Raw genomic sequence first — 22,052 nt, 5'->3', positions numbered from 1 at the left:
GGTATTAAGATATGATGCTGAAATTATCGATAGTTTAAATTAAGTTTGTGATTTTATGAAGAGAGTATTTAAATTATTAGTAGTGGCTATAACTGTATTTGGTAGTTTGTTTTTAAACAATGTTTATGCAGCTAATGAAAACTTAGTTATATAAAAAAACACACTTAAAGATGGGCATATTGAAGTATTAGTTGATGTTAAAGAAGATTCACATATTTATGGAGGAGAATTGATCTTTGAATACAACAAAGATAAATTAGAACTTGAAAGTGTTAAATCAAACAAAGAACAGAATATGTTAGTTTCTGTTAATAAGGATTACAAGAATGAAGGAAATAAAATTAAGGCTGTATTTGCTTCAGCAGAAGAAGTTGTTGGTCATGTTTTTGCAATCACTTTAAAGTCAAAAGATAATGAAGTGAAAGATGAGGACATCGTTATAGATCAAGTTTCTGTTGGTGATAAAGATGGAAAAATCATTCCAGAGATCACTCAATCAACTATAACAGTAAAGAGTGAAGCAGGGGAATCTAAAGTTACTGCATCATTTGAAGATGTCGATAAGATTCAAAAGACTCAAGAAAAGACTTATGATACACAGAAAGCAAAAACAAGTGCTACACAGGAGTCTAAAAAAGAAGTGAAAGAAAACAAAAAATCCAACAATATTATCTATATTGCTGGTTCAGTTGTGATTCTAGTGATTGGATTGATTGCATTCAAGATGAAGAAAAAATAGTATGTTCTAGATAAGAACCAAATTTCAAAGATGACCAAGAGATATTTATTATGGTAATTTTAAATAACTAGGTATCCTTGGATATTAGTTATCAAACGGCATGAGGCGAAATCCACCTCATGTCTTTTTATAGTTTAGAAGTCTATTCCAGAAATATCTGAATATGATTTTGAATCTCTATTGTAATTATTTATTTAAGGAAAGTGATCAATTCAATCAGAAATATATTCCAAACAAATAAGAATATCCTCTAAAACTTCATCTTTCTCAAGGTTTACTGGATTATTCCCCTCACGAATAGTAAGTTTGAACAGTTTTCTCATATTAGTTACTGCCTTTTCTGATACTTGTGTAATAGAAAGTTGTATCATCTTCTATTGTATACAGGTCACAATTGCGAAATTGCTTCCACTTAAATTGAATTAGTAATGTTGAATTGAATTATGATGGTTATAATTCAATTTAAAAGGATTTAATAATTACATATTTAATCATTCTATGATGTTTATTAGATAAGCAAGAATGAAAGCGCTTATAATATTGTTTAAAAGGGAGGGATTCTTATGTTTAAGAAAAGAAAAGTATTTGCTTTGTTGATGGTAGCATTTTTATGTGTTTCAACAATTTTTAGAAATTCTGTTTATTCTTATGACATAAAGGATGATGCAGAAAGAAATATTGTACTTCTGCTTGATATTTCTGGAAGTATGTCAGAGGATAATAGAATTGATTTAATGAAAGAGAGTGCTATTGATTTTTGTAAGGAATTATTAACTATTGATAATACAAAGATATCAGTAGTTTCTTTTGATTCAGATGCTGAACAAGTATGTCCATTAACAAATGATATGAATCTGTTAGAAAGAAGCATTAATGACTTGTACGATGGTGGAGGTACGAATATTTATGATGCACTTGTCACAGCAAATGACATTCTAAAAGGATATGAAACTGAAGACAACAATATTGTTTTAATGACTGATGGTGCTCCTCAATCAGGACCATATTCTTACGATGGTAAATTTAAAGAAAGTGACGGATCTTGTTATGAATATGCTAATGCATGTATGGATTATGTTAAAGAAAATGAATTTGAACAAAAGTATAAGCTTTACACATTAGGTTTTGTTAGTAAAAATGATAATTCAGTTGCTGAAAAATTCTTAACAGCATTAGGTTATTCAGGTTATTATACAACTGATAATTTTAAAGAATTAACTGAATATTTTAAAAAACTTGTACAAAACATAAATAAATATATTAAAGTTTATTTATATGATGTAGAAACATTAAAAGATAAAAGCAGTTATAATGATAAAGATTATGTTGATTATATTGTTTCAATAAGAGTGAACAACGATAATTTATCTAAGCCGGTACATAATGTAAAGGTAGATTGCGATAATACCATTCTTTCAGTGCATGGAATTCCAGATAGCGCTTATGATACGCAAAAGAATAATTTTAATCTAAGTCAGACTATTTCAAAAATAGCACCAAATACTGCTGAAGAAATAAAAGTAGGCTTTAGAATTTCAAAACAAGATTTTGGAAATGGTGGAATGGTGCCTTTTGTATGTACTGTTAGCGGTGATGAAATTGCAACTATAAGAGAAAAAATGGAGTTTTATGTTGATGCATGGAATAAAAAAGATAATTCATTTATTTCTACAGCTGATATGTGGAAGAAGCCCAATTATGAGGATACAGATAAGGAAACTGATGCAGATATGAATGCTGTTTTAAATGAAGCATATTATCATGGAATATCAAAACCTACAGAGATTGCAGGTTTAAAAGATGCAATGGTTAGATATGGTAAAAAAGGTCATTGTTATGGCTTATCATTAAGTTCTATCTTAGAAAAAATGGGAGTTGAAAAAATTCGAAGTAAAGCGAATAAGAAAAAGTTATATGATGTTGAGGTTGATGATAATCAAAAATCTTTAATTCATTTCTATCAAGCAAGTCAGTGTTTTTCTAGTTTACGTGCTTCTGAACAAAAATATATAAATAAATATGAAAAATTAACTCCAGATTATAAATTAAGAGATTTAGAGACGGCTGCAAGAAATGTTAAAAATGGAGGAACACCTGTTTTATTGAGCCAGAAGTGGATTTATAGAGATGAAAATAAGGATGATGGGTATCATGCTGTTGTGGTTTATGGAGATGAAATCGGTACTTTTAAGAAGAATGGTAAAACTTATCATAAGAGATTATTAACATACGATTCTAATAGTTCATTTCTAAATCTAGGAGGTTTATATGTAAAAAATGATGATTATTATATTTACTACAATAGCTATTCAGATGGTTTGTATATTCCTGCGTATGATAAAAGAATTGCAAAAGTTGAAATTAAGAGTTTTTATAGTGATATAAATGATATGAATCTCAGAAATCCTCACAGTAATTATTCTAGTGAGTTGATGGTTAATAATCGAACTTCATTTTTCTTGAATAATTCAAGAAAGAAATGGTTATTGAATAAATCTGATAAAACTGGTAATAATGTCGCAGAAATAATGGGGAATACGAAAAAACTAAAGTATTATTTTGATTCTGATATGAATGAAAATAATAATGATTCACCTATGCATGTTATTCTGCCTGAAAATGAAGGTGAATATAAAGTTACTACTCAATCTGGTCAAGCAGAAGATGTTGATTTTAATTTGTTATATTCTGATACATATTTATCAGTTAAAAGTGAATTAGCTGAAGGTGCTGTCATGAATAGTGATAACAGTATTACATTGAAGAATAATCGAGGCAAATTTAAAGTTGTTTTGGCTTCAAATAAAATCGATGAAAACAAATTTACAATTTATACAGTAAGTGGTGATCAAAGTAATAATGGTGATATAGCCATTCATTTGACAGATAAAGGAATAAAGTTAGACGGGGAAAATATAGAAAATATTCAAATAGATGCTGAAAATAAAGATAAAAAAGATACTATAGTTATTTCTGATAAGAAAACAGTTGAGTATGTGGATTCAGGAGATAAATTAGTGAATATTAAAGAAAAAGAAAATGCTAATACAAAAGAACCTGTTATTACAAAAACTGAAACTGCTCCTATAAAATCTAAAGTAGTAAGTACTGGAGATACTACTCACATTTATGCTTATATTACATTAACTGTTGTTTCTATTTATGCTTTATATATGATTAAAAAATGGAAACTTCATCAGAGATGAGTAATGAAGTTTACAAACACAAAAAGGACGATTAAACCATGTGATCTAATCGTCCTTTATTCATGGAATAAGATTATTAATTTTGTCTTTTACAGCACTATAATAACGACGACTAATAGGAATAGAAGTCCCATTTACAAGAAGTGCAGAATCTTTTGTGATTTCCTGTACCATCTTTAAATTAATAATATAACTACGATGACACAGCGCAAATGAATCTTCTAAACGTCCCAGTAAATCTGCAAGCTTTTCAGATGTTGAATAAGTCTGTGTAGGAGTCATAATCATTGTTGTTCTTAATTGTCTCTCCATATAGAAGATATCCTTTTGTAAGATGTTATATTCTTCTTTATTCCAGAAAATCTTTAAAGAAGCTCTTCTTTGTTTATTTAACGCTTCATTTGCAAGCGATAAAGCATGTGGTAAATACTTCTGATAATTCTTCTTAAGAATAAAATAGATATGTTCTGTATCATACACATCACTCACATAATCTTCATAAGATGTCATATAAATAATAATTGTATGAGGTGAAAAGACATTAATCTGTTTAGAAAACTTAATGCCATTACCATCAGGTAAATCAATATCCATAATCACAATATCATAAGGCTCTTTATCCTTCATTGCCTCTTGAATACTATTGTATAAATCATTCCCTTTATAAAAAGAATTAATCGAATGCTTAGGCAAAGAAATTGTTTCTAAAAAGGATAATATCTGATTATGTTGTATTTCATTATCCTCACATAACCCAATCTTAAGCATATTGTTACCTCCTATACTTTCAACATAACAAGTGATGTAAATGTATCACCATTGTCAATCCATTGGACTGATCCATCATGCTTATTCGCAATATCTGTAATAATAGATAAACCATAACCATGATGTACTTTATCTTCTTTGGTTGTTTCTCCTGTAAACTTCTTCTCTTGTTTTGAATTCACCATCTTAATATGTAAATAACCCATATGATCACTTATAGTCAATGTTAATGATGAATTAGAACATCCAAGACATGCTTCTATTCCATTATCTAATAAGTTAAAAAGTACTGCAGATAAGTCTGTATCAAATCTATTCGCATACTCAGTCACTACATGATAATGAACATCAATACCTTGTGTATTTGCATATTCTTTCTTTGATTGTAGAATTGCGTTAAGTAGAGAATCAGAACAAATAGGATGCATTCTCACAGATTCAAAATGATCAGATAACTGCATAAGTGTTTCTTTTGCTTGGTCTATTTCATTGTTTTCCAACAATCCATTTACAATCTTTAAGGCCTTTTTAATTTCATTCTGGAATTCTTCTGCATTGTCTTTCATTACTTTTAATTCTGTTTCCTGTTTCTTTCTAAGTTCCTGGTTTTTCATCATTGTATCAAGCTTAATATTCTGTTCAGTTAAGTCAAAGATTTTTTTGATAGTATTGTACACTGATACAACAATACCCATTATTGTGATAAACATGAGGAACTGAAATAAACTAATAAAAGAGCTTAATTCTGGTGAAGTAAAGCTCATTTTACTTAAAAGGCCAAAGATAGAAGAAAAGATAATACATAAAAAGGTTATTTTATAAGACTTCATTGTTTCCTCCATTTCCGTCCGCCTTCGTCGGTCGGACACAAACATACAATAAAAATTTTAATTTATCATTAACCTAAATATTTTTAGGATATTACTATTCGATTTACTTTTTTCATAAGCAATATCTACTATGTCTTTATTTTTTTCGATTAATAACAAATTTTATTTTCACACTTTCTCCTCCTCAATAATATTACGAATATATTCTTTAGCTTCTTCATTTTTAGAAGATTCAATTAAATGTGCCAATGATAATATGTGATTCGCAATATCATGATTCCAATGACGTATCTCAATATATTGTGCTTCTGTTTCTTTATAAGATGTTAATTGAGATTCTACAAGTTCTACCTGCTGTTGTTTCAAGGCAATATCATGACTGGACTCAGAAATTTCATTAAATAGTCGGTTGAATAAAATAATAAAGAAAATCGTTGCAACCATACTAATTAGAATAAGGAATAAAGAGAATTTTATAGCAGATGGTGCTGCAAATAAATTATCAATAATGATCACTGCCACAAAATAGAAACATGCTCTTAATATTAATCCTGATTTTAAAACAGTAAAGGAGTTCTTAAGAAGAGAAGCCGCTTTTACTGTGAGTAACAAGACGAATGATCCAGTCAATAATGAGAATATACTAATAAGTATATATTGATTGTTTGTCTTAAATAATACAGGAACCATATTAATATGTGGAAATAGTGGACTTATTGCAACAAAAACAATCGCAAAAATTATTTCTGAAGTTATTGTAAAGGTAAGTGACATAAATGTAAGCGTTAATTTATGTTTCATATCTCCTTCATAGAATAGTGAAGGAAGAAACATAAAGATGTATAATAGATAAGTAGCTAGATACAGATGTTTCTGTAGTAATAGATAAAGTACTACAAAGAGAATATGAAGTATGATACCAACAAGCAGAATATGATCTGTTTTTGGTTTTAATAGCTGATAATATAAGTACTGACCGCTAGTTAGTACATAGATCATATAAAGAATATATATAATAAATGATTGCATATGAGCCTCCTAGTCTCTATTATAGATGGGAAATTTACGAAAGCGGCTCATAATGCATAAAAAAACAAGTAAATGCCATGAATTGTATAAAATGTGATATAAAGTGTATTTATTACATATGACAAGGGAGATTATCATGAATATTAGAGAGATGTATGAGAATGAATTGTACAAAGAAATAGTTGAGTACTATGAAAGAACACATGATTTAGACGATGTTAAATGTGTGGCTTTATCATATAAAGAACTAAATGAGTACGAAAAAGCTTTTAATGTTTTAACAGAAGCCCTTGAGATATGTAAGAATCAAGCTGAACGTATAGAATATTGTTTGATGAAGTATGAAATAAGTTGTTATTTGTATGGGAGAACAGATATGACTTCATTAATATGCTTAGGGCAAATTGCTATTAATTACTACTTAGCAGAAGAGAAAGAAAAAGCTTTAAAAATTTTACAATTGTTTTATAACGAGCATCATAAAGCATATGACGATGATGAGCTGGTATGTCATGCACTTACATTTATTTACCAAATTGTAAGTGAAATGCAGGATTATAAGGCACGTGCATACTATAGTCAGCTTAAATGTGAAACTTTTTCTACGGTTTACGGTTATAATGATATAAAAACTTTGAATGCACTATATTGTATGGCATTAGATCTATATTTGGTGAATCGATATGATGAATCATTATTAAAAGCCCAGCAGTGTTTTAGCTTGCAGAAATCAATACTAGGTCTCAGTAATAAGGACACACTTCAAACATACTATTTAATTGCATGTAATCATTTTTCACTTAATCATTATCAAGAGAGTTATAATGACCTATTGGAATGTTTAAAATTAAGGCAGGAATTGTTTGGAGATAAACATCTTGATGTTATAACAACAAAAGAATTCCTTTTAACACTATGTCTAAAGTTAGAAGAGTGGAAACAATTCGCTGCTTTAAAAGATGAACTATTTGATTACTACCAAAACACTGGTCAAGTAAATAAACAGGTAGATTTGCTGGTAAAGTTTGGAAACATGTACTTTGGTCAAAAAGAATATAAATCAGCATTAATGTATTATAAAGAATCCTATTCTCTTTCATTAGAAAACAATATGACTAATGAGTCTTTAACGATTCCATTAAAAAATATTATTGTATGTCTTATGAATTTAGAAGAATTTAATAAAGAAGTAAAGTATTGCGAAGTATACAAGAATGAGTGTATCAGACAATATGGCGAATACACTAAAGAGACAATTGACGCTTATGAATATCTTGCAGATTGTTTTAATCACTTAAATGATAAGGAGAATGCTTATAAGTGTTATGAAAAGTGTTATGAATTGAATAAGGAAGTATTTGGGGAAAATCAGCCAGATACATTTAAGTTCTTACTACAAGTTAATTTTTCATTTGATGATACAGATAAAAGACGTTATCAATATGTAAAAGAAAACTTTAATCTACATAAAAAATATGATCTACAGGGTCAAGAAGATTTATTGAGTTATTATTTGATGATTGGGGTTCTTGTTGAATTAGGACAATTGAAAGAGGGTCATGAACTCTGTCTTCAAACGTATGATATGCTTGAAAGTAGGGATTTTTATCAAAAGTATATTGGATACCCAACACTATCCAATACCTTTTTTACTCTTTCAGACTACGACATGTATTTTAACTGTATCAAGAAATATATTGATACAGTAATTGATGGTTTTATTCATCAAATGATATCTCAAAAGAAGTATATGAACTTAATTAATTCAGAAAATGAAGTTTATTATCAGTCACTTATTATTCATTTCTTTCAAAAGGAAGCAAATGAAGAAAACTATTTATATCTTATAAAAGTAAAGAATCTCCTCTTTAGTTTTGAAAGAATATGGTATCTTATCACAAAGGATGAGACTCTGCAGGCTTTGATAAAAGAAACAGATTCTTATCAAAAGAAGTTGATTCATTCAAAGGCAGCACAAAAGAAAGGGATAGAAAGAAAACTTCATCGATTAGAAGAGAAGAAAGAATCAATTATTTCTAACTACATTCAAGATTTTAATAAGGTAGATTCATGCCAGTCATTACGTGATGCGTTATATGAAGGAGAATGCTTATTAGATTTCTATTATTGTAAAAAAGGTTATGGTGCTGTTCTTATACGAAAAGAAGTACAAACCACTTACTTTTCTGAGATATTAGATATAGATGAGATGATGTCTGATTTTGTGGAAAAGATAGAACCTTATTTAAAGGATGTCAAACACCTCTATATCTGTCCTGATGGAGATCTATACAATATTTCTTTCGCAAGATATATCAATACAGAAATCAGCTATCTCTCTTCACCACAAGATCTATTAGAAGACTATAAACAATCAAGTGATGATGATTTAGATATTGTATCTGTCATTTATCCTGATTATTATGATGATTCTTCTGAAAGTAGAGGACAAAAGGGTGTTCTTTATGGAAGCTATATTGAAGGCATGTATATTAATCAATTGTTTGAAGATAGTACACTCTTATCACGTGACGATGCCAATCATGATAACTTCTTAGATATTATCAGTCCTAAGATTCTCCATATTAGTACACATGGTGAATATGTTGACTCAGACCAATTAATGGAAAATGGTCGTCTATGTCTATCTGGTTATAATAAAACGGATTCTGGTTATGTCACTGCTGCAGAAATACAAGACATGGACTTAACAGATACAGAACTTGTTGTATTAGGTGCCTGTCAGACAGGACAAGGTAAGAGTGTGGGTGGAGAAGGTGTCTATGGTATAAGACGTGCTTTTGAACTTGCAGGGGCTCAAACCCTCTTACTTACTGTAGAAGAAATAGATGACTATAATGCTGCACTATTTATGAAGATCTTCTACCAATATTATAAGAAGTCTAGAAATGCGATGCAGTCTTACCAGGAAACTCAATTGTATTTATCAGACTATCAGAATGGTATAAAAGAACTCATTCAGTTCAAAGAAGACTTTAAGTATTATCTTAAAGAAGAAATACATCCAACGACTTTAAAGATGAAACTTATACAATTAGACAACAGAATAAAAGAATGTAGGGCACAGAAAAAGATGTTGAAAACTGTGCATGGACATTATGAAGAAGAAGACTGGAAAGGCTTCATCATCCAAGGAAAGGTACATATTTAATTATATGTATCTTTTTATTTTGTTCAAAAAGAGGGAAAAATATCACTCCATACGTTATAGGTGAAAGGAGTTGATATTCTATGTTTGTTAGAAGTCAAGATTATAGTGTGAATATTAGCTTTGAAAAATCAAAGGTTTCTATTCCTGCAATTTATAAAAATACAAGGTTAGATATTCCCTTTGATACCAATACGCTAGAGTCACATCTTGCTATATTTGGCGGTACACGTAGTGGTAAAACCACATTTATTAAAAATCTAGTAACACGTTTAAGACATGTACATCCGAATGATTTATATATCTTATTGAATGTAAAGGATGACTACAATGACTTGATCCAATCAAATGATGCATTCTTTTCTGTAAAGAATCCTACATTTCATTGGAGTATTCTCAAAGAGGCTTATGACTCTCCTTATCCAGAAGACGCCCTCAATGAAATCACTATGGAACTCTTTCATGAAGAACTCACAAAAGCACACAACAAGTTCTTTCCTGAAACAGCTCAGAAAGTACTCTATGGGCTTCTTCTCTTCCAGTTAAGAAACAATTGTATTGCAGACAATAAAACACTCGCAAACTGGATCAGAAGCTTAAGTCTTATTGATATCAAGAATATTCTACATAACGTAGGTTTAGGTTATATTGCGGAAACATACCTCTATGCTGGACAAACAAAAATGAATGGTCAGAACGGTGCTATTCTTTCTACTATGCATTTAATTCTTGATTATTACTTTGTACAGGACAATGCAGTATTGATGTCCACAAAAGATATTCTTGCAGTTGAGGGTAATTTACTCCTTCTTCAATATGATATTCAGTTCCAGAAGAGTAGTAATTATCTGATGAAGCTGTTACTTAAATTAATCATTAAAAGAAAATTAAGTAGAAATACGCCAGAAAGACGTGTGTATCTAATTCTAGATGAAGCCTCTGTATTAGATGGTGACTTTGATTTAGTGCAGGTCCTAAACATTGGGGCGGGAAAAAGAATCCATGTCATCTTAGGATTACAATCTATAGAACTACTCTATAGATGTCTAGAATCTCCTGATGAACATCTACAACAATCAGTTCTAGGTGGCTTCCAGAACTTTGTCTTCTTTAGACCAAGAGATTCTCCCACAAAAGACTTTATAGTCCACTTAGGTGGACAGGATATGATGGAAACCTCTATCTTTCCAGCCCATATATCAGGAAATACAGAAATTATTGTTCAAAAAGATGATCTTATCTCAACACGTGATATAGAAACATTAACAGTAGGTGAAGCATATCTCAAGATACTTGATCAGCCTATGTTTAAAGTAAAATTCTTAAAAGGAGTCTAATATGCAGAAAATACTGATTTCAGGACATAATCCTACATTTAAAAATAATTTTATGAATTCACTCCAGTTCAAAAAAACAGTCGTCACTTTAGATGGTTATGATGGTGCTGTGAAATCCTCTCATATTAACTATTATGACTACTTTAGAAGATATAACGATGAACAGTTGATTGAGTTAATCAAGAACTTGTTGTATGTTCATGAGATTCCTCATGCAGAAATCATTTTTGTAGAAAACTACCTATTATTTTTAAAGAAACTTATGAGAGTACTCAACAAGAATATGACACTACTCGATGCTTTTATTCAATGTGAAAACTATGAAATAGTAAAACAGGAATTCAATAAACTGCTTCAAACTCAAGCAATCGATCTTTCTGTATTTGACTATTATATGAATCAATACATAGGTTTTCATACAACAGAATTTATTTCTATAGAAATGTTTATCGTCCTCTTATTTAAAAATACAGGCTGTCCTCCATCACGATGCTCAACTATCCAGCTTGATGAAATTAACCAGGACGTCCATTTATATCTTATTAATGAGATGATGAAAGTTATGCATCAACCTCTCATTTTAATCGAAGATCATAAACAATATAATACACAAACGCTCAAACATTTCTTTGAAATGAATAAAGAAGACTATCCACTTATTGCGATATTTAAAGATATCTTCTTACATGAAGAACTTATATCACAGATTCCTTATCTCTTCTCCACAAAAATATATCTCAATCACAGTGAACACTCTGCCAATATAATATCTCAGCTTGCAGGTGAAGTAGAAGTTGTTCACACAACCTCTACTATTTCTAGAAATAAGAGAATAGGAAGTGAAAGTCTTCTAGATCGTCTATTTGGTACAGATAAGACAGAAACAGTCGCTACATTAGCTCCTGTTAAGGAGCCCAAGATAAGTAAAGAAGAAATCATGTACTTAAATAAGAATGTCTGCCTCCTACAGACTTATGATAGTACACTTCGTTTATTTGTCTGGTCTAACAAGTTACAATTATTGCTAAAAAATACAAATCTCATTTCATAAAAAACACTCCAACCTGAAAGAGAGGAAAACATACATCCTCTTTTTCAGGAATTAGTTATAAAGAAAGGACTCACACTATGAAAACAAATCTTACACTTGCTGTACTCCTATTATTTGGAGACTGGTATTTTCTTAATACATTATTTGATGCACCACTACTACTATGTATCCTTATAAGTCTCCTATTTATCTTTATAGGATACGGACAAGAACGTATTACTATCTCTTTAAATCAAGCCATACGCTTAGATCAAATGCCTGTCAATAGCTATTCCATGTTTTATAGACAGGTAGTAGAAGATATTCAACTTCCTCATCCAGATATTCAATTCTATTACTTAGAAGATGATGCAATAGAAGTAACACATTATGGCCTCCATACTATTGTAGTCACAAAAGGGATGTTGAACTTACATGATGAAGATGCTTTACGTGCCTGTATTTCACATGAATGTGGTCATATTTATAATTGTGATATCCTCTTTAGACAAGTTGTATCATTCAATATCCTTGCACTCATATTCTTTGTCTTATTATTCTATTCAGGCATTCTTGCATTCTTATTCTTTATGATGATTATCTTACTCATCCTTGGGTCATTCTCATTTACTACTTACTTTACAGGATCACTCTTTGTAAAGTTCTTAAGATGGCTGATGAAGTCTATGCAGAACTTATTACTAGGACTTGATCATCTTTTCTTAAACTCTTATATGACTATAAGAGATTATGAAGCAGATGAATATGCTATCACAATGGATGAAAACAATCGTTATGGTCTCATTCATTATCTCAATCGTTATGAACCAAATTCTTATAAAAGAGTTAAAAAATTAGAGGAAACCTATGAAAACTGATATTAAAAATACAATCGTACTTGGGGAACCGGGTAGCGGTAAAACAAGCTGTATTGCGATTAATGAAACAATAGATGCTTTAAAACTAGGACATAGTCTTTTTGTGAATGATAATAGTAAAGAAGAAATCTATAAGAGTACATATGATCTCGCTAAGTCTCAAGGATACAATATTATCCTGCTTGATTACTTGAATTATAAAGGAAATTCATTTAACTGCTTAGATTTAGTGAAGGACTACTATCAAGAGAATGAGTCTGTGTTATGTGGTGAATTGATTTCATTAATTAGTGAAGCATTAAATAAACCAGTGAAAGGATCTGAGGATCCTTTCTGGACAATCAGTTCTACTACCTATATAAAGGGCATTATTTACTACTTGTTAGAAACAAAAAGTAAGAAAATAAACTTAGAAGCATTATCACATCTATGTGTAGAAAGTTCTGCACGTATAGAGTTTCTAGGATTAGGTCGTAGTACACCTATGGCAAGTTCATTATTAAATGGTGTCTTTACAAATAGTGAGAAAACAACAGCATCTATATTAATGACGGCCTTTGCGACTATCTCTTCTATTCTTACAAACTCTAAAATAAAGAGAATCACAAGAACGACAAGCTTTGATATAAGAAAAATACCTAAAGAGAAGACAATTATATATTTAAAATACCCAGAGTATTCTGAACAGTATGATGGCCTTGTTTCTTTAGTCCTTACAGAACTTATTCATGTTTTATATCATTCATGTGATCAAACCGGGCAGTTAGATATTCCATTTCATTTTATTATTGATGAGTTTGCTCATTTTAGATTACCTAGCTTTGAAAGATATATTAGTACAGCACGTTCTAGAAATATCCAGTTTACTTTATTGATTCAATCCATGGATCAATTAGAGATTGGTTATAGTAAGTCTGTAGCACAGACTATTATGGACTGTTGTCAGAATATTATCAGTTTCCAGACAACTAATTATAATACTCTGACATACATGAGTCAGTTGAGTGGTTATAGAGATACAGTAGGTCATCTACCTAGAGTATCTATGAATGATTTACTTAAGCTGCGACCTTTTGAAGCATTCTGTTTAATTAACCATCAGCCATCTATTAAATTATTTATACCTTATTTCATGAGGAGGGATTACTTATGAAGTACTTAATATTACTTGTAGCACTGTGTTATTTCATACCTGGCTTAGGGGCATGGATACTTGATGGTATGCCAACATTGATACAGATATGTAGCGCCTTTATGCCATGTATTATTATTCTCGTTGGTTTATATATTTTAGTAAGGAGTATTCTATGAATAAATTTACATATGAAAATACACCATTAGGTAAGATTGCCTATGGGTATGTGGAAGAAGTAGGGGCTGTAGAGCCTAGAAACACTTATAATCAAAAGATTGCAGGAGGTGAATATCGCCAGGAGAATGACCATGGCGGACATCTAATTGCGCATTCTTTGCAAGGAAGTTCAGGTCTTGAAAATATAGATCCACAAAATAAAAATGTGAATCAAATAGATCAAAGACATATAGAAAGAGAAGTGGCTTCCTATGCCCAGGATTCAAATAATAGTGTCTTCTATAGTGTGGCAAACTATACACCTGTAGGTGAAAGGCCACAGGCTACTATGATTAATTATTCTGTCACAAATGAAATGACAGGTGAACAAATTAATGAACACGTTTCTTTTCAAAATGAGAGTCATGAATTGCGACAATCATGGAATGAAGAAGTATATGAAAATTGTAGTGAGATAGATGAAAGTCAGAATGAAGGAATGTCTGAAGATGAAAGAATGTATGCAGATGAATGCTGTGAATATGATATGGATTACTAAAAAATAATGTAAAAAATAGGGATTTTCTATGCTCAATAAGTTATAGAGTGAGAGGAGGATAAATATATGATAAAACGTGTGAAGAACACTTTGTATCCACGATTAATTATATCAATGCATAGCAAAAATGGATTAAAAGTCTACGCTATATTTTAAATTAATTTTCGTAGAAAGTGGGAATTATTTCTTGGCATACATTGTTAAGTGAAGAAAGGAGAAATAAAAGATTTAAAAAAAGTGGGAATAACTCTTTCCATTACATTATTAAATGAAAAGGAGGAATAAGATATGAAGAGAGTTAAAGGTACATTGTACCCAAGATTTTTTATCACAATGTATGGCGCTGTTGATTCTAAGCTCCATCTTGAACATTACGAAAATGATAAGATTGTCTATTTCAGCAAGAAGATGGATGACTACAACGCTTATCTAAATGAAATGATGAAGGTATTACATCAAAACTTAGGGCAGTTCTCAAAAGAAGCTGAGAAATTGCTTTATAAGATGAACATGAACTATATGGAGTTAAGTGGTATTGATCCATCATCATTAAGAGGTAAAAGAGAGGTAATGAATGTAAAAAGAAAGAATCATGCTCTCTCTCTCGAACTTCTAGATTTAAAAAATGATTATTTAAAGAAGAGAAATAAACTCTACGACGAATTAGATAGAGCTGAGAATAGCCTTCAGGTTTACTTGACTCATTATGGTAAAGGAATGAACTTAGGTTCAAAGAAATCTGATGTTGAAATTCCTCGCCTTAATTATCGTACTGACGAAAGAGTTATCAATTATAAGAAAGTAGAAGATGACTTATTAGAGAAAGTAATGAAGGGAGTGAGTGACAATGAAACTGTTTAAGGGATTCTTTAATAGAAAGAAGAAGTTATCAAAATATAAAGATGAAAGAGTTAAACTACTTAAGTTTGAAAATGATTTGACAGACGTAGTTCCTGCTTCATACAATGGAATCTTCTCTGTCATAGATTCCAGCAATGCAGGAAGTCTTAGTACTATTAATCAGTGCTTACATGACTTCTCACACATCGATGAAGAGAACTTTGAGTTGTTCTATAAGACTCTTAATATCGATCAGGAGTTCGTTCTAAACTATTTAGATCGTGATAAGTTAAACCATGATCTATTGATTGAAATGATTAATATTAAAAAAGCGGCTGAAATTAAGAATCTCGAACAGGAGTTAGACTTGGTTGAAGCTCATATCAAATCTAATGAAGTAAAAATCATGAACCTAGGAAAGGAACTTGAAGATTATGAAGAACATGAACAAGAAGCTTTACAAGAAAGAGTACCAGCAGATCCACAAGAAGAACTTGTTGGATAATCCTGTAGTCTCTGGAATTATTATTTTAATTCTTACATTTGCTGACTTTTATGTGGTGGAAAATGCTCTTGAGCAGATCTTCTTCACTGCAAATCCGCTATTCCTCTATCTCTCAAGTGGTATCTTTGCGATTGGTTTAGATGTGTCTGTCTATCATATGGGTTGTCAGGTTAATGAATTTGATGAAATATTTACTAATCGTAGAGCGACACTTGATCTCGCAATCTTTCTAGGATCGTATTTGTCCTATGTGTTGTTGAAAGTCGCAATTATCCTAGGAGAAGATATGGATACTAAGTTGATCTTAGGTAATATCGCTTTAATCTTTGTGCCTTTATTAACATCTATTCTAAGTTTAGTGTTGAGTTTAAAGACAAAACAGGAAAAAAATGAAGCTTTAATGAATACCTTACAGATGGATAATGTAGATCTTAGTGAGCGTGCAAATGAATTAAAACTACAACTCTATGAGTTACAGAGAACTCAAAATATTGATTTATCTGCCTTTAATGAAGAAGAAGTTTCTATATTAGAAGATCTTGTATTGACTAACACAAACTTCTTAAAAAATCATTCACAATTCGAAATAGCGAAGAAGATCAATTCACAGGAAGGTACTGACTATTTAACTGAAGAATCTAAAGTAATTGACAAAGGAGATATCAACCATGAAGAAATTAAAAACATTAACAATCAGCCTATTAATAATTAGTCTTTTCTTATGTGGGTGTTCATCAAAGAAAGTAGATCATTACAATTTATCTGTCATTGCAGGGAACAACTCTTGTTCCTTGCTTCATGACTACACTCTAGCAAAACCTTATCTAAATAAGACTTATACACAGGGTGGTCAGTTATCTATTATTAATAGTGATGGTAATCCATATGTTGTAAAGACAGAACAGATCGATGCTCTTAGATCACATACAACATCTACACAGAAGAAGGCATATTTGGAGAAATATAGCTCAGATATGATTGAGGTTTTGAACAATGTGAAACCTAAATCAGCAGAAATCGATCTGATTGAAAGTTTGAATTGTGCATCTAAAAGTTTCAGTTCTAAATCAAATAATAACATTCTCTGCTTCGTATCAGGCTTATCTACAAAAGGACTATTAAACATGACTACCCTTGGTTCCTTAAGCAACCTTGATATCAACAAGACAGTGAGCAATTTAAAGGAAGTACATGGATTACCAAACCTTCAAAATATAAATAATATCTATTTATATTCAGTTGGTCAGGTTGCCTCATACCAGAAACTTTCAACAACATCTATTCATAAGGAGAAGGAATTCTTAACAAAGCTTCTTGTTGAATCAGGTATGAATAAAGACAAGATTCATTTCGTCGACAGCAATCCAATTAGTAATAAAGCTTATAAAGCTCCTAAAGTTAGTAAAGTAGGCCAAGATACAGATTACAACGCAGTTTCAATGGTAAGTAATAGTTATAACGACATTAAAAGTAAGTATTGCCTAACTGGACTGGAATTTCAAAAGAATTCATCCAATTTGTTAAATCCAGAGAAGTTGAATAGTGTTGTCTCTTTTTTGAGTAACTATACTGGTGCAGTAAATATCTATGGTACGACAGCCTTCGACAAGACCACATCTGATGAAAGACTACAGAAGCTTGGGTACGAGCGTGCTTTAACCGTTAAGAACGGTTTATTAGAAAAAGGGGTTGATCCCACTAAGATTAATAAAATCTGTTCATTTAGTTATAAAAGCATCTACCATCAAGATGAATGGAATGAGCAGGGATTTAATGAAGAGGTGGCGAAACTAAATCGTACAGTTGTAATAAAGGATAGTGAAACATAAAACCAGGCTAAGTGGTTTTATGTTTTGTTAGATATGAACTCTATAGTCTTCTTATGACACATAAAGAAATGACAAAGTAGGGGAGTGTTAAAATTAAGTCAAATATATTCAGAAAGAAGAGGAAATAATAATGTCTAAAATTTGTCCAAATTGTGGTCAGGAATTAAAGGATGACCAGTTATTCTGTACTAATTGTGGAGAAAAATTTGAAGAGAAACAAACAATTGCTTCAAAGGCTAAAGTGAATAGTGATTACTTGAAATCTAAAATTGATAGTATTGATTATTCTGCTGCAAAAGAATCTATTAATGAATTTACAAGCACTGCATATGAAGGTGCAAAAGATGTTGCAAATAAAGTGAATAAGAGTCTTAAAGAAAAGCAGCAAAAAGAAAAAGAGAAATATAAGAAGTATGATGGTGAGAACATTGAGGTAAGTGTTGGTTTAACACCTTTATGGACTTGGTTAAAAAAGGATTCTAAGAAAGAACATTTTTATAATGAAATTGAATTAACTCTTGAAGAAAATCAGTTTATAAGTGCTGTACAGGCAAAACTTAATGAAAATATGGTACCTGTACAGATTTCGAAAGAAGATGTTGTCTGGGATAGAATGGATGAATATCAATCACGTTATGTGATTCATTCACTAGATAAGAATGTTGTGAATCCCTATAGCTGTTTATTAAGTTTTAATAAGATTGGTAAGTTTACATTCGTAGAAGAGAATATTTTTATCACTCCTCCACATCTTACAAAAGTACCAGGAACTAAAGTGGATTTACCTCCAAATAATGGTCTATCTCTAATTTTATATGGAGTTGTTGCAATTGTAATCGGGATGGCAGTTGGCGCTGAAATATCTGGATTATTGTTAGTTTGTCTTATTGTTGGAATATGTTTAATAGGCTATGGCATTAACCTCAATATGAGCAGAGCTTCAGCTATTGAACACAATAAACAAGTTGATAAAGATATTAAAGAATGGAATAGAATTTGGGATGAATGGGAAAGAAAATCACTTATGTGTTCTTTCCAGGAAGATTCTAATGGTCAGTTAAGTAGAATATTTGATGCTGTATATGACACTGTTAAACAGGTTTCAGCTGAATTAATTAAAGGTAAAGTAGTTAGTTCTGAAGTAGAGAAGAATGACTTAAATGATTTGGAACAGTTAGTATCTAGAAGAAGAAACGAATATCGTTAGGATAGATAACTATGGCAAATATACTCGATTGGAATGAGGTAAGTAGAACAGAATTTACCTCTTGTTATAAAGAAAAAAATATTAAGTATTTTATATTTAAATTACAAGGTGTTCCAGATTTTTCTGATTTAAGATTCTCTTATCTCGCAGAAAAAACAGCTGAAAAAGTAATAGAAGAAGCTAAGAAGCAGATGTTGATGCTTAGACAATTTCATAATCTTGGATCAGATTGGTCAATTTCCTTAAGATTATTCAAGAAGGATTTAGAAATCAATGTTTATATTATTTTCAGATACAGTGGTTTAGATATTCTTTCTTCTGAAGAATCTGAAGAAAAAAGAAATCTATTTATGTCTATGTTACCTAAAGAATATACATTCTCTTATATAGAACATGAAGATTTAAAAGGTTCTGAAGTATTGGATGCTTCTTTTGCGAATGAATGTGCAGAAGTTTTAAAGCATGAACAAGAATACTGCGGTGAAGTTCCTTATGTTGTTGAAGATGATCAGAAAATCTATCTTGATGATTATAGAGAGAAGTTTTATTCAGTCTCTACATGGCAGGCAACAGACAATAATGTAGAAACACTTTGTGACGCTTTAATGCATTATGACAAACGTGCAGTTGTTGATATCTGTATTACTCCTACATATTATTTAGAAGATGAAAGAGATTGGATCAGTATTAATCTAAAACGCATGAAAGAAGTCATGAATGGGCAAAAACTATATAGACCTCAAACAAGAGATGTTCTTTGGTCAGGTGAACCAGTCCCTATCATGCGTGTTCCTTCAGATAATTATGACAAGATGAATAAACAATACGAAGTAAGTCGTTTATTTTTAAGTTCTATAAGAGTATTTTCTGAAGACAATGCGGCAATGATTTCACATTCATTATTGTCTAATTCTGTTAAGAATGAAGGTCAAGTAAGAATCTTTAAAAAAGGTGTTAAGATCTTTGATACTATGCTCAATGATTATGAATATCTTAATGTAAGTATTCAACCAACACCTTACTGGATTGCGAATAGAGATACAGCACCTTATCGTGCACAGAGATTCAATAGACTTTGTTCATTAGAAGAAATTAGTAACTATTTTAGAATTCCTATCCCAAAGCAGACAGGATTTCCAGGTCTTAGATTAGATACAGGATTAAGAGATTTTTCTACTAGAAAAGCAATTAAAAATGAAATTAGATTAGGTAACTATCTTGATGATTCAAGTGGTGTGGATTTACCTGCATCTTTTGATGTACAGCAGTTCGCAAAGCATGGACTTATTGTAGGTGTTCCTGGTAGTGGTAAAACAACTGCCATGTTTAATATCCTTTATCAGTTATGGGATCATCATATACCTTTTATTGTTCTTGAACCTGCAAAAACAGAATATCGTGCTTTAAAGACATTAAAAGAAATGACAGATATTAAAGTATTTACATTAGGGGATGAAGGAGTTAGTCCATTTAGATTTAACCCTATGGAAGTCTTACCAGGTATTAAACTAGAAAGACATATTTCAAGCTTACAATCATGTTTTATTGGCGCATTTGATTTATTTGATCCATTACCAATCTTCCTAGAACAGGCTATTAAGCGTACATATCAGCTTAAAGGCTGGTATGACGGTAGTGTGGGTGGAGAACCAGGATTGGAAACACCAACATTATCAGATTTATGTGAAAGTGCTGAATATATTGTTTCTCATTCTGGATTTGATGCAAAAATGAAGAGTGACTTCCAGGCATCATTGCTTGAAAGATTAAATTCATTAAGACATGGTTCTAAAGGAAAAATGCTGGATACTAAGAAATCTATTCCAATGGAAGATTTAATGAATGGTCCAGTTGTTCTTGAATTAGATAGTTTAAATGGTAGTGAAAAATCACTTATGATGATGTTCCTTCTTACTTATGTATATGAATACTGTAAGGTAGAAAGAAGATCAGGAAGTAAACTAAAACATATGCTTTTAGTAGAGGAAGCGCATAACTTAATTGCTTCTACTGGTAATGGCAGTGAAAACAGAGCAGACCCTAAAGCACATACTATTGAAATATTTGTAAATATGCTTGCTGAAATGAGAGCATTAGGAGAAGGCATTTTGATTGCTGATCAGCTTCCTACCGCAATTGCAGCACAGGCTGTTAAACAAACAAACGTTAAAGTATTAATGCGTATGACTGCAAAAGATGATAGAGAAGTTATTGGTAATACAATGGACTTGGATGAAATACAAATGAAACAGGTTGTACATTTCAAATCAGGTCATGCCTATATTTATCATGAAGGTGAAGATCATGTAAGACTTGTAAGAATGCTGAACTTTAAAGAATTCCATCAAGTTGAAGAACCACCACTAGATTCTGAATTAAAGGTTATGATGCAGGACTATGAAATGAATCATCCTGAACTTTATAAGCCATATGAATTATGTAATAAGTGCTGTAAAACTTGTAATAGAAGAGTAAGAGATCAAGTAGAAGCATTTACAAGAAAAACATTTGAAAATAATGTAGATCTTTATGAATTAAAATTTGCGAATGATAGTAAACTACGTGAATCATTACGTGCAAGACTTGGAATTTGTCAGTTATATAAGACATTTGTTATTCCAGAATATGCACGTTTAAAAGAAAAGTTTGGTGAAGTAGGAGATGAATTTGGATATTGTGCATTTATCCATTTCCAGGAATTTGCAAAGAAACAGATAGCACAATGTCATAAATGCGATGATTGTGCTTTAAAGCTTACCGAATACTTGGAAAGTTATCATGATTATGAAAGTTATGATAAGTATTTACAATCACTAAAAAAGAAAGGAGATTAAG

Annotated in this window: 18 protein-coding genes; 15 read left to right on the top strand and 3 right to left on the bottom strand. The window is 31.0% G+C overall.

Features of this window, described 5'->3' with window-relative positions:
- Positions 1 to 229 precede the first annotated feature (229 nt).
- Together ACFOZZ_RS01825 and ACFOZZ_RS01820 are read left to right on the top strand one after the other, a co-directional pair.
- A complete protein-coding gene (locus ACFOZZ_RS01825; protein ID WP_376814581.1) occupies positions 230 to 739 on the top strand; it encodes a hypothetical protein in 510 nt (169 codons plus the stop codon).
- Between the two features lie 563 nt (positions 740 to 1,302).
- On the top strand, positions 1,303 to 3,945 hold the full coding sequence (locus tag ACFOZZ_RS01820; protein WP_376814580.1) for a vWA domain-containing protein: 2,643 nt from the start codon (positions 1,303 to 1,305) through the stop codon (positions 3,943 to 3,945).
- 60 nt (positions 3,946 to 4,005) lie between these two features.
- Here the strand turns inward: ACFOZZ_RS01820 and ACFOZZ_RS01815 are convergent, their stop codons facing one another.
- From ACFOZZ_RS01815 to ACFOZZ_RS01805, 3 genes are all read right to left on the bottom strand, one after another.
- On the bottom strand, positions 4,006 to 4,713 hold the full coding sequence (locus ACFOZZ_RS01815; protein ID WP_376814579.1) for a LytR/AlgR family response regulator transcription factor: 708 nt from the start codon (positions 4,711 to 4,713) through the stop codon (positions 4,006 to 4,008).
- 11 nt (positions 4,714 to 4,724) lie between these two features.
- On the bottom strand, positions 4,725 to 5,543 hold the full coding sequence (locus tag ACFOZZ_RS01810; protein ID WP_376814578.1) for a sensor histidine kinase: 819 nt from the start codon (positions 5,541 to 5,543) through the stop codon (positions 4,725 to 4,727).
- A 168-nt stretch (positions 5,544 to 5,711) separates the two neighbouring features.
- Complete coding sequence (locus tag ACFOZZ_RS01805; protein ID WP_376814577.1) at positions 5,712 to 6,572, bottom strand: hypothetical protein; 861 nt, start codon at positions 6,570 to 6,572, stop codon at positions 5,712 to 5,714.
- Between the two features lie 136 nt (positions 6,573 to 6,708).
- On the opposite strand from ACFOZZ_RS01805, the gene ACFOZZ_RS01800 reads away from it, so the two are divergent.
- From ACFOZZ_RS01800 to ACFOZZ_RS01740, 13 genes are all read left to right on the top strand, one after another.
- Positions 6,709 to 9,744, top strand: coding sequence for a CHAT domain-containing protein (locus ACFOZZ_RS01800; RefSeq protein ID WP_376814576.1), 3,036 nt, complete (start codon positions 6,709 to 6,711; stop codon positions 9,742 to 9,744).
- Between the two features lie 80 nt (positions 9,745 to 9,824).
- Positions 9,825 to 11,078, top strand: coding sequence for a type IV secretion system DNA-binding domain-containing protein (locus ACFOZZ_RS01795; RefSeq protein ID WP_376814575.1), 1,254 nt, complete (start codon positions 9,825 to 9,827; stop codon positions 11,076 to 11,078).
- Position 11,079: 1 nt separating this feature from the next.
- Positions 11,080 to 12,129, top strand: a complete 1,050-nt coding sequence (locus tag ACFOZZ_RS01790; protein WP_376814574.1) for a hypothetical protein — start codon at positions 11,080 to 11,082, stop codon at positions 12,127 to 12,129.
- Positions 12,130 to 12,206: 77 nt separating this feature from the next.
- Entirely contained in the window at positions 12,207 to 12,986 is a 780-nt protein-coding gene (locus ACFOZZ_RS01785; protein WP_376814573.1) for a M48 family metalloprotease, read from the top strand.
- On the top strand, positions 12,976 to 14,139 hold the full coding sequence (locus ACFOZZ_RS01780; RefSeq protein WP_376814572.1) for a type IV secretory system conjugative DNA transfer family protein: 1,164 nt from the start codon (positions 12,976 to 12,978) through the stop codon (positions 14,137 to 14,139). The genes ACFOZZ_RS01785 and ACFOZZ_RS01780 overlap by 11 nt, the downstream gene beginning before the upstream one ends.
- Positions 14,136 to 14,297, top strand: coding sequence for a hypothetical protein (locus ACFOZZ_RS01775; RefSeq protein ID WP_376814571.1), 162 nt, complete (start codon positions 14,136 to 14,138; stop codon positions 14,295 to 14,297). The genes ACFOZZ_RS01780 and ACFOZZ_RS01775 overlap by 4 nt, the downstream gene beginning before the upstream one ends.
- Entirely contained in the window at positions 14,294 to 14,836 is a 543-nt protein-coding gene (locus tag ACFOZZ_RS01770) for a DNA/RNA non-specific endonuclease (RefSeq protein ID WP_376814570.1), read from the top strand. The genes ACFOZZ_RS01775 and ACFOZZ_RS01770 overlap by 4 nt, the downstream gene beginning before the upstream one ends.
- A gap of 288 nt (positions 14,837 to 15,124) precedes the next feature.
- A complete protein-coding gene (locus ACFOZZ_RS01765) occupies positions 15,125 to 15,697 on the top strand; it encodes a hypothetical protein (protein ID WP_376814569.1) in 573 nt (190 codons plus the stop codon).
- Positions 15,684 to 16,181 carry a hypothetical protein gene (locus ACFOZZ_RS01760; RefSeq protein ID WP_279078507.1) on the top strand — a complete coding sequence of 166 codons (498 nt, stop codon included), beginning with the start codon at positions 15,684 to 15,686 and terminating at the stop codon, positions 16,179 to 16,181. The genes ACFOZZ_RS01765 and ACFOZZ_RS01760 overlap by 14 nt, the downstream gene beginning before the upstream one ends.
- Positions 16,111 to 16,893, top strand: a complete 783-nt coding sequence (locus tag ACFOZZ_RS01755; protein WP_376814568.1) for a hypothetical protein — start codon at positions 16,111 to 16,113, stop codon at positions 16,891 to 16,893. Before ACFOZZ_RS01760 ends, ACFOZZ_RS01755 begins: the two co-directional genes overlap by 71 nt.
- Positions 16,850 to 18,010, top strand: coding sequence for a hypothetical protein (locus ACFOZZ_RS01750; protein WP_376814567.1), 1,161 nt, complete (start codon positions 16,850 to 16,852; stop codon positions 18,008 to 18,010). The genes ACFOZZ_RS01755 and ACFOZZ_RS01750 overlap by 44 nt, the downstream gene beginning before the upstream one ends.
- A gap of 130 nt (positions 18,011 to 18,140) precedes the next feature.
- Positions 18,141 to 19,217 (top strand): zinc ribbon domain-containing protein, encoded by a 1,077-nt coding sequence (locus ACFOZZ_RS01745; protein ID WP_279078503.1) that lies wholly within the window; start codon positions 18,141 to 18,143, stop codon positions 19,215 to 19,217.
- A gap of 11 nt (positions 19,218 to 19,228) precedes the next feature.
- Positions 19,229 to 22,051, top strand: coding sequence for an ATP-binding protein (locus ACFOZZ_RS01740; protein WP_376814566.1), 2,823 nt, complete (start codon positions 19,229 to 19,231; stop codon positions 22,049 to 22,051).
- The last annotated feature ends 1 nt before the right edge of the window (position 22,052 follow it).

Origin of the sequence: Catenibacterium sp. GCM10023432, assembly GCF_042651925.1 — a bacterium.
GTDB lineage: Bacteria > Bacillota_I > Bacilli_A > Erysipelotrichales > Coprobacillaceae > Catenibacterium > Catenibacterium mitsuoka.
The sequence above is the reverse complement of the archived record's forward strand: the minus strand, read 5'-3'. Positions and strand labels throughout refer to the sequence as shown.